9 protein-coding genes and 17 tRNA genes are annotated in these 13,975 nt (G+C 44.9%); 3 read left to right on the forward strand and 23 right to left on the reverse strand.

What is annotated here, in order from left to right:
* Positions 1-82 precede the first annotated feature (82 nt).
* The 5 genes from miaA to Q7657_RS07400 are packed head-to-tail and all read right to left on the reverse strand — an operon-like array spanning position 83 to position 6,908.
* Positions 83-1,018, reverse strand: a complete 936-nt coding sequence (miaA, locus tag Q7657_RS07380; RefSeq protein ID WP_107167405.1) for a tRNA (adenosine(37)-N6)-dimethylallyltransferase MiaA — start codon at positions 1,016-1,018, stop codon at positions 83-85.
* The gene (gene mutL / locus Q7657_RS07385) at positions 1,011-3,194 is read right to left on the reverse strand and encodes a DNA mismatch repair endonuclease MutL (protein WP_107167406.1); all 2,184 of its coding nucleotides are present in this window, start codon (positions 3,192-3,194) and stop codon (positions 1,011-1,013) included. Before mutL ends, miaA begins: the two co-directional genes overlap by 8 nt.
* A gap of 2 nt (positions 3,195-3,196) precedes the next feature.
* Positions 3,197-4,948: an N-acetylmuramoyl-L-alanine amidase gene (locus tag Q7657_RS07390; protein ID WP_107167407.1), complete on the reverse strand. Its 1,752-nt coding sequence runs from the start codon at positions 4,946-4,948 to the stop codon at positions 3,197-3,199.
* A 5-nt stretch (positions 4,949-4,953) separates the two neighbouring features.
* On the reverse strand, positions 4,954-5,418 hold the full coding sequence (tsaE, locus tag Q7657_RS07395) for a tRNA (adenosine(37)-N6)-threonylcarbamoyltransferase complex ATPase subunit type 1 TsaE (RefSeq protein WP_008986084.1): 465 nt from the start codon (positions 5,416-5,418) through the stop codon (positions 4,954-4,956).
* A 5-nt stretch (positions 5,419-5,423) separates the two neighbouring features.
* Entirely contained in the window at positions 5,424-6,908 is a 1,485-nt protein-coding gene (locus tag Q7657_RS07400; protein WP_107167408.1) for an NAD(P)H-hydrate dehydratase, read from the reverse strand.
* A 187-nt stretch (positions 6,909-7,095) separates the two neighbouring features.
* On the opposite strand from Q7657_RS07400, the gene queG reads away from it, so the two are divergent.
* Complete coding sequence (gene queG / locus Q7657_RS07405) at positions 7,096-8,229, forward strand: tRNA epoxyqueuosine(34) reductase QueG (protein WP_107167409.1); 1,134 nt, start codon at positions 7,096-7,098, stop codon at positions 8,227-8,229.
* A gap of 728 nt (positions 8,230-8,957) precedes the next feature.
* Here queG and Q7657_RS07410 read toward each other — a convergent pair.
* The 18 genes from Q7657_RS07410 to orn all read right to left on the reverse strand — a co-directional run bounded on the left by Q7657_RS07410 (position 8,958) and on the right by orn (position 11,560).
* Positions 8,958-9,033 (reverse strand) — tRNA-Gly (locus Q7657_RS07410).
* 52 nt (positions 9,034-9,085) lie between these two features.
* Positions 9,086-9,161, reverse strand: a tRNA-Gly gene (locus tag Q7657_RS07415).
* A gap of 53 nt (positions 9,162-9,214) precedes the next feature.
* Positions 9,215-9,290 (reverse strand) — tRNA-Gly (locus Q7657_RS07420).
* Positions 9,291-9,342: 52 nt separating this feature from the next.
* Positions 9,343-9,418, reverse strand: a tRNA-Gly gene (locus tag Q7657_RS07425).
* Positions 9,419-9,470: 52 nt separating this feature from the next.
* Positions 9,471-9,546, reverse strand: a tRNA-Gly gene (locus tag Q7657_RS07430).
* A gap of 52 nt (positions 9,547-9,598) precedes the next feature.
* Positions 9,599-9,674 (reverse strand) — tRNA-Gly (locus tag Q7657_RS07435).
* A 3-nt stretch (positions 9,675-9,677) separates the two neighbouring features.
* Positions 9,678-9,754 (reverse strand) — tRNA-Met (locus Q7657_RS07440).
* Between the two features lie 70 nt (positions 9,755-9,824).
* A tRNA-Gly gene (locus tag Q7657_RS07445) sits at positions 9,825-9,900 on the reverse strand.
* A 2-nt stretch (positions 9,901-9,902) separates the two neighbouring features.
* Positions 9,903-9,979, reverse strand: a tRNA-Met gene (locus Q7657_RS07450).
* Between the two features lie 71 nt (positions 9,980-10,050).
* Positions 10,051-10,126 (reverse strand) — tRNA-Gly (locus tag Q7657_RS07455).
* Positions 10,127-10,128: 2 nt separating this feature from the next.
* Positions 10,129-10,205 (reverse strand) — tRNA-Met (locus Q7657_RS07460).
* 71 nt (positions 10,206-10,276) lie between these two features.
* A tRNA-Gly gene (locus Q7657_RS07465) sits at positions 10,277-10,352 on the reverse strand.
* Between the two features lie 3 nt (positions 10,353-10,355).
* Positions 10,356-10,432, reverse strand: a tRNA-Met gene (locus tag Q7657_RS07470).
* Positions 10,433-10,503: 71 nt separating this feature from the next.
* A tRNA-Gly gene (locus Q7657_RS07475) sits at positions 10,504-10,579 on the reverse strand.
* A gap of 2 nt (positions 10,580-10,581) precedes the next feature.
* Positions 10,582-10,658 (reverse strand) — tRNA-Met (locus Q7657_RS07480).
* A 71-nt stretch (positions 10,659-10,729) separates the two neighbouring features.
* Positions 10,730-10,805 (reverse strand) — tRNA-Gly (locus Q7657_RS07485).
* A 2-nt stretch (positions 10,806-10,807) separates the two neighbouring features.
* Positions 10,808-10,884, reverse strand: a tRNA-Met gene (locus tag Q7657_RS07490).
* A gap of 130 nt (positions 10,885-11,014) precedes the next feature.
* A complete protein-coding gene (gene orn, locus Q7657_RS07495) occupies positions 11,015-11,560 on the reverse strand; it encodes an oligoribonuclease (protein WP_053987653.1) in 546 nt (181 codons plus the stop codon).
* A 72-nt stretch (positions 11,561-11,632) separates the two neighbouring features.
* Here orn and rsgA point away from each other — a divergent pair, with 72 nt between their 5' ends.
* Together rsgA and asd are read left to right on the forward strand one after the other, a co-directional pair.
* Positions 11,633-12,685: a small ribosomal subunit biogenesis GTPase RsgA gene (gene rsgA / locus Q7657_RS07500; protein WP_107167317.1), complete on the forward strand. Its 1,053-nt coding sequence runs from the start codon at positions 11,633-11,635 to the stop codon at positions 12,683-12,685.
* Between the two features lie 200 nt (positions 12,686-12,885).
* Positions 12,886-13,758 (forward strand): archaetidylserine decarboxylase, encoded by an 873-nt coding sequence (gene asd, locus Q7657_RS07505; RefSeq protein ID WP_107167318.1) that lies wholly within the window; start codon positions 12,886-12,888, stop codon positions 13,756-13,758.
* Positions 13,759-13,975: the final 217 nt, after the last annotated feature.

Raw genomic sequence — 13,975 nt, forward strand, 5'->3', positions numbered from 1 at the left:
TCTTTTCCTTATTTGTTTGTAGTTGTATTAGCAACGAACAAAAACTAAAAATACGCAAAGCAGTTCAGAGTATACACGTTAATTAAACATCACATCTAACTGAGTTTGTGACTGTTTGTAACGCGGAATCCACATCACTACTATCCAACCAGGTCAAATCTTTCCAACCGCGAAGCCAGGTGATTTGACGCTTTGCCAATTGACGGGTAGCACAGATACCACGGAACACCGCTTCATCTAAGTCATAATTCCCGTCCAAATATTCCCACATCTGGCGATAACCAACACAGCGGATAGAAGGAAGTTCTAGGTGAAGATCACCACGCTCGTGCAACGCACGCACTTCCTGCTCAAAACCTGCCTCGATCATCTTATTAAACCTAAGTTCAATGCGCTGATGCAGTACAGCCCTGTCCATGGGAGCTATTGCAAATTGGTGAACCTTGTAAGGTAAGGATTCACCTTGAGTTTTTGTTAACTCAGTTAAAGTTTTACCCGAAATACGGAAAACTTCCAATGCACGAGACAATCGCTGAGGATCATTTGGATGAATTCTTGCGCCAGCAACAGGATCAATCCTTACTAATTCATCATGTAATGCTTGCCATCCAAACTCAGCCGCATCTCGTTCAATGCCTGCGCGAACCTCAAGATCTGCAGCAGGTAAAGGCGATAAACCTTCCAATAAAGCCTTGTAGTACAACATAGTACCACCAACTAATAAAGGAATTCGCCCTGCTGCAACTATATCAGCCATTTCTTTCAGTGCATCAGCACGGAAGTCTGCAGCCGAATAACTTTGCGCTGGATCACGAATATCGATCAAACGGTGTGGTGCTAATGCAAGTTCATGCGCATCAGGCTTTGCTGTACCGATATCCATCCCTTTGTAAATAAGGGCAGAATCAACACTTATCAACTCAACTGGCAGCGCTTCTCGTAAACGGATCGCAAGATCCGTTTTACCTGATGCTGTTGGTCCCATTAAAAAAATGGCTTGAGGTTGTGGCTTAGTCATAGTATTTAAATGCTTCTATTGCTACTTGCATATCTACCGGTCGAAGTAACTGGCTTTGATGTTCTGCCAATTGCTCCCCCCATAGTTGCTCTAATTCAGAGACTAGCTGGATCGCTTGCGACAAACTGTAATTTGCCACTGTGCTAATACATTGTTCAGCTAACCAATTTAATAACTTGCCCCACCCTTGGGCTTCTTGATCTTCACTGACCGCCAGCAGATAGGTTAACAAATTTGGGATCAACTGTTGAAGGTTTTGCTGCCTTAAAGGCATACAAACAGACATAATTATAATGCCATTTTTTCCTTTTGCTTTCAGTTGAATACCAAGTTGCTTAAGTAACGTAGCATGTTGCTCGGCACACGCAATTAAATCACGCTCTACCGGAACGGATAATGGGATCAGCAAAGGCTGTGGTTTTAACCCTTCCGTCTGCGCTAAACGAAACTGTCCGATGTAACGCAAATGTTCAGCTTTATCTAACGAAAGTAAAACGACTTGCGGATCTTGATGCATCAATAAATAACGCTCATTGACCAAACACAATGCTTTACCTAACCCTGTTGCTTTACCACCAATGGCATTTTGCTTCACCGATGCCACTGGCTGCGGGGCTGTGGCTTGCCACTCACGACGGGGCTCTGCAACATGAGATTCCGAAGGTCGAGTTTCAGGTATAGTCTGTTGTGTTTCCGCTGGCGCTTCAGTTTCTAATAACTGTTGATAAGCTTTAATCTCCGCAGGCGTCGGCCCTTCAGGTTGCACAGGGCGTGATGAAGATGCTGATTTAGCTTGGCTTGTAGCTGCATAGCTTCGACTTTCATAACTACTGCTACGAGATTCACCTGTATCACGATCATAACGACGAGACTCTCGTTGCGATGATTGGTAAGGCGTTGAATGAAAAGTGCTATCGGATTGAGAGCGCGCAACAATACTTGGAGACGATTCCCTACCAGTATCATATTCATCAACATAAGCAGCTTGTGATGATACTTCGCTTTGCCACTGTGCTGCTGGCAACTTATTAGGATAATCCGGCGTTGCGTCAATAGCTTGTGCTACACGCTGCGTGACTTGAGATAACGGCTCAATCACCACACCATCTTCATCCACTTCAATACTCTGTGCACTGGCACGAGTCGGCGATTGATAATAATGCTGCTCTTCTTCTAACGCGCCTTGTTGAAGCGCACTTTGCAAAGCTTGGTAGATAAAATCATGCACTAAGCGCGCTTGATGAAAACGCACTTCATGTTTAGCAGGATGCACATTGACATCCACTTGATGTGGATCGACATCAATATAAAGCACGTATGCGGCATATTGATCAGCTCGTAAGCTCGATTCATACGCCTGACGGATCGCATGATTGATCAGCTTATCTTTCATCATCCGCCCATTGACATAACAATACTGAATATCATTCTGTGCACGTGCACCTTGTGAGCTACACACCCAACCAGAGAGTTTTAAATCACCATGCGCTAATTCCACCACCAAAGCATGCTGTAAAAAGCCAGAGCCACAAGCTGTGGCTAAACGACGCTCTTTTTGAATATCCGTTTGTGCCGCGCGATATTGACGAATGATCTTGCCGTTATGACGCAATGTGATAGCAACATCAAAACGGCTTAATGCGATACGTTTGATTAATTCATCAATATGATTAAATTCGGTTTTTTCTGTTCTTAAAAACTTACGGCGAGCTGGCGTATTGAAGAAAAGATCGAGAACTTCTAGGGTTGTCCCTACCGGATGAGCGGCAGGTTTTAGCTGCACTTCCATATCTCGCCCTTCAGCATAAGCTGACCACGCTTCTTCTTGCGCTTCAGTGCGCGAAGTTAAGGTTAAACGAGAAACAGAGCTGATACTGGCAAGCGCTTCACCCCGAAAGCCTAAGCTTACGATCGCTTCTAGATCATCAAGGGTAGTAATTTTGGAGGTGGCATGACGGCTAAGGGCAAGACTGAGTTCGTCTTTAGGGATCCCTTTTCCATTATCACGAATACGAATAAGCCGGCTGCCTCCCTTTTCGATATCAATATCGATCCGAGTTGCACCGGCATCTAAACTGTTTTCAACAAGCTCTTTGACTACAGAAGCAGGGCGTTCAACAACTTCACCCGCTGCAATCTGGTTAGCCAGCCGAGCGGGTAAAATCTGAATCGGCATAATTAACTTCTTGGAATGATTAGCGTCTGTCCTACAGCTAGTTTATCAGAACGTAGCTTATTCGTTGCACGAATAGTTGCAACTGATACACCATATTTATCCGCAATCTTACTCAAAAACTCACCACGCTGAACCTTATGGTGCACGTATTTAGGTGCAGGTACTGCAATTTTCAGTTTCTGTCCAAGCATGACATTATCTGATTTAAGGTTATTGAGCTGACGGATGCTACTCATGGTAACACCATATTTCTGTGCAATCTTACCTAAATACTCACCACGCGCCACTTTATGCACAACAACTTTTGTCGAAGCCGATGACTTCACACTTGATGTCGATTTTGCAGCGGTCGACGGGGTAGCGGCCTTAACAGGCGCCGAAGTCGACGCCGTTTTAATGTTACTTGGAATAATCAACACTTGACCAATATTCACTGAATTTGATTTCAGGTTATTCGCCGCCTTGATTGATGCCATCGATACCCCGTATTTCTGCGCAATCCCACTCAGAGATTGACCTGAGGTCACCTTGTGTTTACTGCCTTTGCCTTTCAGGCGTGACGCAAACAATGTTCCTTCCGGTGGATTCGCTTCAAAATACTGTAGTACACCTTTGTACACGGCATTCGCTAATTGGTTTTGGTGAGACGCAGTATTTAGTAAGCGCTCTTCCGTTGGGTTCGTAATAAAGCCCGTTTCAACCAATAGCGATGGAATATCCGGAGACTTTAAGACAGCCAAACTTGCGTACTGCGGTGATGTTTTATGTAGACGTGCTACTTTTCGTAATTCACGAAGCACGCGACTAGCCACATCGTAACCTTCTTTTTGCGAGTAACTAAACTGCAAATCGAGTACTGCACGACCAAGGTACTTATCTTTGGTGTTGTTAGACAATACATCACCACCGCCAAGTAGCTCTGATTGTTTCTCGCTTTGCTCTAACCAACGACCAATTTCAGTGTTCGCACGACGGGTATTTAACACCCATACCGATGCGCCACGAGGTTGCGGTTTCGTAAAGCCATCAGCGTGAATAGAAACTAAAAGTAGGGCTTTATTCTTACGCGCAATTTCAGAACGCTTACCTAGCGGAACAAAGTAATCACCGCGACGCGTTAGTACCGCACGCATACCTGTTGTAGCATTGATTTTAGCTGCTAACTTTTTCGCGACCGCTAATGTCACGTTCTTTTCGTATTTACGTGTTGGACCAATCGAACCAGGATCGTCACCACCGTGGCCCGCATCGACAGCAACCACGATATCAGCAGTACCTGACGGCAACTTGGCTAAGTTATTGGCGGTCGCTTGCTCTTCTGCTTTCTCTTCTTTAGCGCCGACAGTTTTCGCACTACCATTTGGAATGTCTAAAACCAGACGGTATCCGTAGTTGCCTGTTGGCGACAAAGAAAAGATTTTCGGCGTTACACCACGCTTAATTTCAAAAACCAGTCGTGTAGCCCCTTTTTCAGGCGCAGTACTTTTACGAACTTTGGTTAAAATATCGCTTTTATTAACGGTAATAGGCAGTTTAGTTTTAATTGAGGTGTCTTTTAAATCCACCACTAAACGAGAAGGCCCCGCTAACGAGAAATGAGAATAATCCGCCTTACTTTGCAGATCTAACACAACACGTGTTTCATCTGGTGCAGGCCAAATTCTCACTCCCTTTAGTTCATTTGCAAAAACGGAGGTTGAACTAACTACCCCTGCTCCTACGACAAGGAGCTTTAAATACGTCCGTAACGCCATCCTAATTAACTCAACTTCAAATGATTGATCAATGTTGCGCCATATTCCGTCTTAGCGCGGATCAATACTTTCCTCTGCTCACCGTGATAACACATTTCTAATTCAAGATCAGGTTGAGGTAATAAACCTTCCCCTTTTTCAGGCCATTCCACTAAGCAAATAGCATCATGGGTGAAATAATCACGAATTCCCATAAATTCTAATTCTTCAGGATCTGCAAGACGATACAAATCAAAATGATACACTTGCCAAGGAGCAAGATCATAAGGTTCAACTAGAGTATAGGTTGGACTCTTAACATTACCTTGATGACCTAATGCACGAATAAAGCCACGACTAAATGTGGTTTTACCTGCGCCCAGATCGCCATGAAGATAAATCGTTGTTTGTTGCGTACAGGCTTTAGCCAGCTTAAGGCCAAAATCTACAGTTGCCTGCTCATCAGCAAGAAAAGTTTCAAATGTTTGCATGGTTTTTATCTTGGATTGATTAGTTGACGAATAAACGGAAATAAATCGGATGCCAGCATACCACGCTCTCCGCTTTGCGCACACAAATCTGCAGCTTGAGCATGGATCCATACACCAGCATAAGCCGCTTCAACCAAACTTAGACCTTGACCAAGCAAGGCTCCTATAATACCCGATAACACGTCACCCATCCCGCCAGTCGCCATTCCTGGATTTCCGCTCGTGCATACCCACAATGTTTCACCATCATAGATCAGTGTGCCAGCCCCTTTTAGAACCACCACACCACCGTAGTTTTGTTGCAACTGCTTGATCGCAGAAAAACGATCCGCTTCGATATCCGCAACAGACACATTCAATAACCGCGCCGCTTCGCCAGGATGAGGCGTAATAATGCGATTCACTCTAAAATCAGGCGCACTCGCCAGTAAGTTAATCCCATCCGCATCAACCACACAGGGCTTATCGGTATGATGACAACTTGCAAACAAGGCTTTGCTCCATGGCGACGTGCCAAGTCCAGGCCCCAACACTAAAACATCAGCCCAAGCTAATCTGTCATAGACTTCATTTGACTCTTCTTGCCAGCCTACCGCCATTATCTCAGGTCTGGCAGTGACAATTGACAATACATTGTCAGGTTCTGTAACGACAGAAGTAAGCCCAGCACCAGTACGGGCACAAGCCTCCGCACATAGCCTTATCGCCCCCGCCATACCATGAACTCCCCCCACACATAACACGCGCCCATAAGAGCCTTTATGTCCAACACGAGAGCGAATGGGTAATAACGGAAGTACCATAGCAGCGGTAACATGCAATGCTGATGGAGACGTTATTTGAGATAAATCTTCACCGACATCGAGAGATGAAAAATAACGCTCACCACAATATTGTGCGGCTTGCCCTGTTACCAATCCCTGTTTAAAGCCGATAAACGACAATGTTTGTGAAGCCTTAATGACCTCTCCTAACACCGCCCCAGTATCAGAACACAAACCTGAAGGTACATCGACGGCAATAATAGGTGTTTTTTGCTGGTTAATCCAAATGATACGCTCAGCAATATCTAAACGAGGCGCGCCATGAATACCAATGCCAAGTAAGGCATCGATGATTAAATCATACTGATCAAAGGGAGCCTCTTTAATAGTATTGCCGCAAGTCGCAAGCCAGCGCTGTCGAGCCTTTGTCGCATCAGACGATAAACGCTCGACCGTTTCCATCTCCCAAACAGTAACGTTTAGTCCTGCTTGCTGTGCTAATCGCGCAACGACATAGCCATCACCGCCATTATTTCCTTTACCACAGCACACCAATAGTGCTGAACACTGAGGATATAACGAACTAATAAGCTCAAAAACAGCTTGTCCTGCTGATTCCATTAATTGGTACAGAGTGATCGCATGTTGTGCAGCAAGTTTTTTTTCACCTTGCTTAACTTGATCGGAAAGAAACAGTGCTTGAGGAATAGCATGGATGATCTTCATGAATAATGACCTTTTCAACCTAGCAACAACTATACTTAACCCAAAATAAGAATAGTTAATTTTATTTGTCTAATTCCTTCACTTCTGAGGTAACTCTCCCATTCACCTGTCGTAGATCCCCCTATGATCCCAACAGGAATATGCTAGAATGCGCCCCCTTTCATTTAGCGCAATACAGAGCTCGGTTATGACTATCGATTATCAACAGCTTGCTGATCAAATCAAAACTTGGGGACAAGAGCTTGGCTTTCAGCAAGTCGGCATCAGCGATATTGATTTGTCACAACACGAAGCAGAGCTACAGCGCTGGATCGATGCTGGTTATCACGGTGAAATGGATTGGATGGCACGCCATGGCATGATGCGTGCGCGCCCTGCAGAACTGTTACCGGGAACCATTCGCGTGATCAGTGTGAGAATGAATTACCTTCCACCGGATGCTGGGTTTGCTCAAACCTTAAAGCAACCGCACAAAGCCTATATTAGTCGCTATTCATTAGGTCGTGATTACCACAAATTGATCCGCAGCCGCCTAAAACAACTAGGCCAACGTATCGAACAAGTGGTTGGTCAATTTGGCTGCCGACCTTTTGTTGATTCTGCGCCAATCTTAGAACGTCCTTTAGCGCAAAAAGCGGGACTAGGATGGACAGGGAAACACTCACTGATCTTGAACGAGCAAGCAGGTTCATGGTTCTTCTTAGGTGAGTTATTGGTAGATATTCCGCTACCTATTGATATTCCAGCCAAAGAGCAATGCGGTAAATGCGTGGCTTGTATCACCAGCTGCCCAACCGGAGCTATTGTCGAAGAAGGGATCATCGATTCACGTCGTTGTATCTCATACCTCACCATTGAGTTTGATGGCGTGATCCCAGAGCAATATCGCACAGCAATGGGCAATCGTATTTACGGTTGTGATGACTGCCAACTTGTATGCCCTGTAAATCGTCATGGCCAGCTAACCAATGAAGATGACTACCATTGTCGAGATAGCTTATATCAACAAGATCTGCTTACCTTATATGCGTGGGATGAACAAACCTTCTTAAAAAATACCGAAGGCTCAGCAATACGCCGTATTGGTCACCTTCAATGGTTAAGAAATATCACCATTGCACTTGGTAACGCCCCTTATCAATCAGAGATCATTGAAGCACTTTCAATAAGGCAAGGTTTAAGTGATTTACTCGATATCCATATCAAGTGGGCATTAGAGCAACAAGAGCTCAAAAAAGCGCAAAGTGAACTAGAAATATTACCGACTAAAACCAAACGCTTAGTACGGATCATCGAGAAAGGATTACCACGAGATGCATAAGTCATACGGGGGATATGTGGAAAACTTTTAAAGGGAGGTAAATACTATGGGGATAGATAAAGATTAAACACAGGGAGTGGATAACATAATTAAGATAGTTATCCCAAAGATGCATACCAAAGACCAACTGTTGAAAAGTCGGTATAAATACGCCAATTATTCATTTAAAACATACAGTTAAAACGTTAACAACTCACTGTGAATAATGTTAATTAAACACTATTCAAATAACATTTCAAAGTTACTCACATATCCTCAGCACATCTAATCAACCAACTTACCCACAGAAACAATAGTGTGGATAACTCTGTTAATTCTATTGTGATATAACGGTGAAATACTACGCTAAACTGAGATTAATGACCCAACTCAAAGCCATTTAAGCTAAAAGCTGTACAGCAATGCGGTATCAACATTACTGATTTATAACCATAACTAAGGAAAAGAGCGTACGCCTTTACAGCGTGATAAAACAACATGACATACGTTGTATTTTGCTGAGACAGCAAAACAACCTTATAAAAGGTTGCAATACAAAATAAAAGATGTTGTCGAAGCCGATCGCTTCTAAGTGGGCTTCGTAGTCGAAACTAGAAACACTTGAAGCAGTACACTGATGATATCGGTAATCGAATACCCCAGGAATACTACATTAGGACTATTACTTCACAGCAATAGTTCATCGAACAAGTCGATGATGAACTCAACCTGTTGGTTAAGTATAAAATTGGAGCGACACACGAGGTTCGAACTCGTGACCTCAACCTTGGCAAGGTTGCGCTCTACCAGCTGAGCTAGTGTCGCATAGCTAGGTCTTTCACCTAACGTTCACCGTTTTCACCGTGAACTATCAAATTGGAGCGACACACGAGGTTCGAACTCGTGACCTCAACCTTGGCAAGGTTGCGCTCTACCAGCTGAGCTAGTGTCGCATAAGCTAGGTCTTTCACCTAACGTTCACCGCTTTCACCGTGAACTATCAAATTGGAGCGACACACGAGGTTCGAACTCGTGACCTCAACCTTGGCAAGGTTGCGCTCTACCAGCTGAGCTAGTGTCGCATAACTAGGTCTTTCACCTAACGTTCACCGTTTTCACCGTGAACTATCAAATTGGAGCGACACACGAGGTTCGAACTCGTGACCTCAACCTTGGCAAGGTTGCGCTCTACCAGCTGAGCTAGTGTCGCATAACTAGGTCTTTCACCTAACGTTCACCGTTTTCACCGTGAACTATCAAATTGGAGCGACACACGAGGTTCGAACTCGTGACCTCAACCTTGGCAAGGTTGCGCTCTACCAGCTGAGCTAGTGTCGCATAGCTAGGTCTTTCACCTAACGTTCACCGTTTTCACCGTGAACTATCAAATTGGAGCGACACACGAGGTTCGAACTCGTGACCTCAACCTTGGCAAGGTTGCGCTCTACCAGCTGAGCTAGTGTCGCAAGTGGTTGCGGGGGCCGGATTTGAACCAACGACCTTCGGGTTATGAGCCCGACGAGCTACCAAGCTGCTCCACCCCGCGTCCGATTTTGCACCTGTTTTAAGTTGGGTGACAACTATTTTATTCACCGCCGTAGCCATGAATTTCAATTTGGAGCGACACACGAGGTTCGAACTCGTGACCTCAACCTTGGCAAGGTTGCGCTCTACCAGCTGAGCTAGTGTCGCAGTGGTTGCGGGGGCCGGATTTGAACCAACGACCTTCGGGTTATGAGCCCGACGAGCTACCAAGCTGCTCCACCCCGCGTCCGATTTTGCACCTGTTTTAAGTTGGGTGACAACTATTTTTATTCACCGCCGTAGCCATGAATTTCAATTTGGAGCGACACACGAGGTTCGAACTCGTGACCTCAACCTTGGCAAGGTTGCGCTCTACCAGCTGAGCTAGTGTCGCAGTGGTTGCGGGGGCCGGATTTGAACCAACGACCTTCGGGTTATGAGCCCGACGAGCTACCAAGCTGCTCCACCCCGCGTCCGATTTTGCACCTATTTTAAGTTGGGTGACAACTATTTTCATTCACCGCCGTAGCCATGAATTTCAATTTGGAGCGACACACGAGGTTCGAACTCGTGACCTCAACCTTGGCAAGGTTGCGCTCTACCAGCTGAGCTAGTGTCGCAAGTGGTTGCGGGGGCCGGATTTGAACCAACGACCTTCGGGTTATGAGCCCGACGAGCTACCAAGCTGCTCCACCCCGCGTCCGATTTTGCACCTATTTTAAGTTGGGTGACAACTATTTTTATTCACCGCCGTAGCCATGAATATCAATTTGGAGCGACACACGAGGTTCGAACTCGTGACCTCAACCTTGGCAAGGTTGCGCTCTACCAGCTGAGCTAGTGTCGCATTGGTTGCGGGGGCCGGATTTGAACCAACGACCTTCGGGTTATGAGCCCGACGAGCTACCAAGCTGCTCCACCCCGCGTCCGATTTTGCACCTGTTTTAAGTTGGGTGACAACTATTTTTATTCACCGCCATAGCCATGAATATCAATTTGGAGCGACACACGAGGTTCGAACTCGTGACCTCAACCTTGGCAAGGTTGCGCTCTACCAGCTGAGCTAGTGTCGCATTGGTTGCGGGGGCCGGATTTGAACCAACGACCTTCGGGTTATGAGCCCGACGAGCTACCAAGCTGCTCCACCCCGCGTCCGATTTTTATCGAAAGGAAACAAACACGTTATCTCCTTTCGAGGCTGCGCATTATACGACTAAAATTTACTGATGCAAGGGTTCTGAAGAAAAAAAAGAATTTTCTTTTTTAAGTGCTGATTTAAGCATCAAATTGTAAAAATATTCTCTCGATAGTAGCGTAATTCATCAATTGAGTCGCGAATATCATCTAGTGCTAAGTGGCTGCCCTTTTTACTAAAACCATCTAATAGCTCAGGTTTCCAGCGACGGGTTAATTCTTTTAGCGTACTCACATCTAAATAGCGGTAATGAAAGTATTGCTCAAGCTCTGGCATATGCTTATACAAGAAGCGACGATCTTGACCAATACTGTTACCACAAATAGGTGAAGCGCCTTTAGGCACCCATTGTTCTAAAAATGCAATCGTCTGTGCTACCGCTTGTTGCTCGGTTACGGTACTTTTACGAATGCGATCAACTAAACCACTATTCGTGTGTGTATTCGTACACCAGTCATCCATTTTTGCGAGCTCTTGTTCCGATTGATGAATCGCAAGTACTGGCCCTTCAGCTAAAATATTGAGTTGAGGATCAGTAACAATCGTCGCTATTTCAATGATTTTATGGGTTTCTGGATCTAAACCTGTCATCTCCAGATCGATCCAAATAAGATTCTTATCGCTGATTGTCATTCGATATTGCCTATTTTGTGACTAAACCATGTATGATAATACCGAAAGCTAACCAAACTGAACGATATTCTTGTGGCAAAAAAGAAAAAGCTAACTAAAGGTCAGAGCCGACGCGTTCGCTCAAACCAAAATAAACGCCTTAATCGCGATAAAGATGAAGTCCAATGGGATGAAGCCCTATTGGAAAGTGCGCGAGAAGGGCTTGTGATCACGCGCTTCGGCCAACATGCTGATGTAGAAGATCCTGAAACAGGCATTATTCACCGATGCAACCTTCGTCGTAGCATCCAAAGCCTCGTGTCTGGCGATCGCGTAGTATGGCGTCCTGGTGTAGAAACTTTGCAAGGTATTGCCGGAGTGGTTGAAGCCGTACATGAGCGTCAATCCATGCTAACTCGTCCTGATTACTATGACGGTGTAAAGGCCGTAGCAGCCAATGTCGATCGCATTGTGATTGTGTCAGCGATTTTACCTGAGTTATCGCTAAATATTATCGACCGTTACATTATTGCCGCAGAAACTATCGGTATTAAACCGCTTATTGTGGTTAATAAAGTCGATCTACTGAATCCTGAAGAGCGTAAAGCAGTCGAAGAAACCCTATCTCTTTACGAGAAAATTGGCTACCACGTTCGTTTAGTCAGCACCAATACAGGTGAAGGACTTGATGGCTTAAAACAAGATTTGAAAGATCATACGAGCATTTTCGCCGGTCAATCTGGCGTGGGTAAATCAAGTATGGTGAATGCGCTAATGCCAGAAGTCGACGCAGATGTCGGTGACATTTCTGAAAACTCGGGTTTAGGTCAACACACCACCACTGCAGCGCGCCTGTATCACTTTGCTGAAGGTGGCGATCTGATCGACTCACCTGGAGTACGTGAGTTTGGTTTATGGCACTTAGAGCCAGAGCAAGTAACCGAAGCCTTTATTGAGTTTGAAGATTATCTTGGTGGTTGTAAGTTCCGCGACTGTAAACACAAAGACGATCCTGGCTGTATTCTTCGTGAAGCCGTCGAGAAAGGCGAGATCAGTGAAGAGCGCTTTAACAGCTATCATAAGATCATTGATAGCATGTCGGAAAACATCGCTAACCGTCAGTTCTCTCGCAATAAACCCGATTAAATACTTACCCTAAGTGCGTATCTCTGCGCACTTAGGGGATCTCCTTATCCTTTGAATCTCCTCTCAAAACCTTCTCCACTGACGCAGATAAACTGACTTTCCCTAAAGAGTTAGGTATCATTGCCTGTTCGGGTTATTCTCACGAACATCAAAAGAATAACTAGACTATTGATTAAGTGATATTTTTCGGAAGATTAATTGTGCTAGATAAGATTAAGATTGGTCTGCAATATTGCACGCCAAAGCATGCGCTAACGCGTTTAGTGGGAAAACTGGCTTCATTAGAAGGCGGTAAAGTAACCACTGCGATCATTCGCTGGTTCATCAAACAATACAATGTTGATATGGCGGAAGCACGCAATCCCGATCCAGCCGCTTACCCAACCTTTAATGCTTTCTTTGTTCGTGAATTAAAAGATGGCGCTCGTCCTATTAATGGCGATGCTCGCATTATTAGCCACCCAGCTGATGCTTGTGTAAGCCAACTGGGGCCAATTAAAGAAGGTCGCCTCTTTCAAGCAAAAGGTCACTACTTCGATGCTTGTGAACTATTAGGTGGCGATAAAACCCTAGCAGACGAATTCATCGGTGGTGACTTCGCAACACTTTACCTATCACCAAGTGATTACCACCGCGTGCACATGCCATGCGACGGTACTCTGCGCCAGATGATTTATGTACCAGGTGATTTATTCTCGGTTAACCCGCTAACAGCGGAAAATGTACCAAACCTATTTGCACGTAATGAGCGTGTCGTCTGTATTTTTGATACTGAGTTTGGTCCATTGGCACAAATTCTTGTTGGTGCAACTATCGTTGGTAGTATCGAAACCACATGGGCTGGTACGGTAACACCACCAACAGGTCCAGAAGTACGTCGTTGGGACTACCCAGAAACAGGTACTGAAGCCATTGTGCTGAAAAAAGGCGAAGAAATGGGTCGCTTTAAGCTTGGTTCAACAGTGATCAACCTGTTCCCGAAAGACACTATCCGTTTTGTAGAAGAGATGAAACCACTACAAACGACACATATGGGTCAACCTTACGCTGAGCAGATCACTTCAGAGCAGTGATTTAACAAACAATAGAAAAAGGGCTGAACACAGCCCTTTTTTATTACCTTAAATACACGATACGTATCTCAATCGCAGATAGCTCCATTTTCTTACCGCTATTGCACTGAAGATTCAGCACTACTTCCTAGATTCTAAAATTTTGAACCCGCAAAAAAGATAATCTGATTTTCCTTTCTATCGCATTCGACTTACCATCATACCTAAATAGAATAAA

The organism is Candidatus Photobacterium acropomis, from assembly GCF_030685555.1.
Classification (GTDB): domain Bacteria; phylum Pseudomonadota; class Gammaproteobacteria; order Enterobacterales; family Vibrionaceae; genus Photobacterium; species Photobacterium lucens.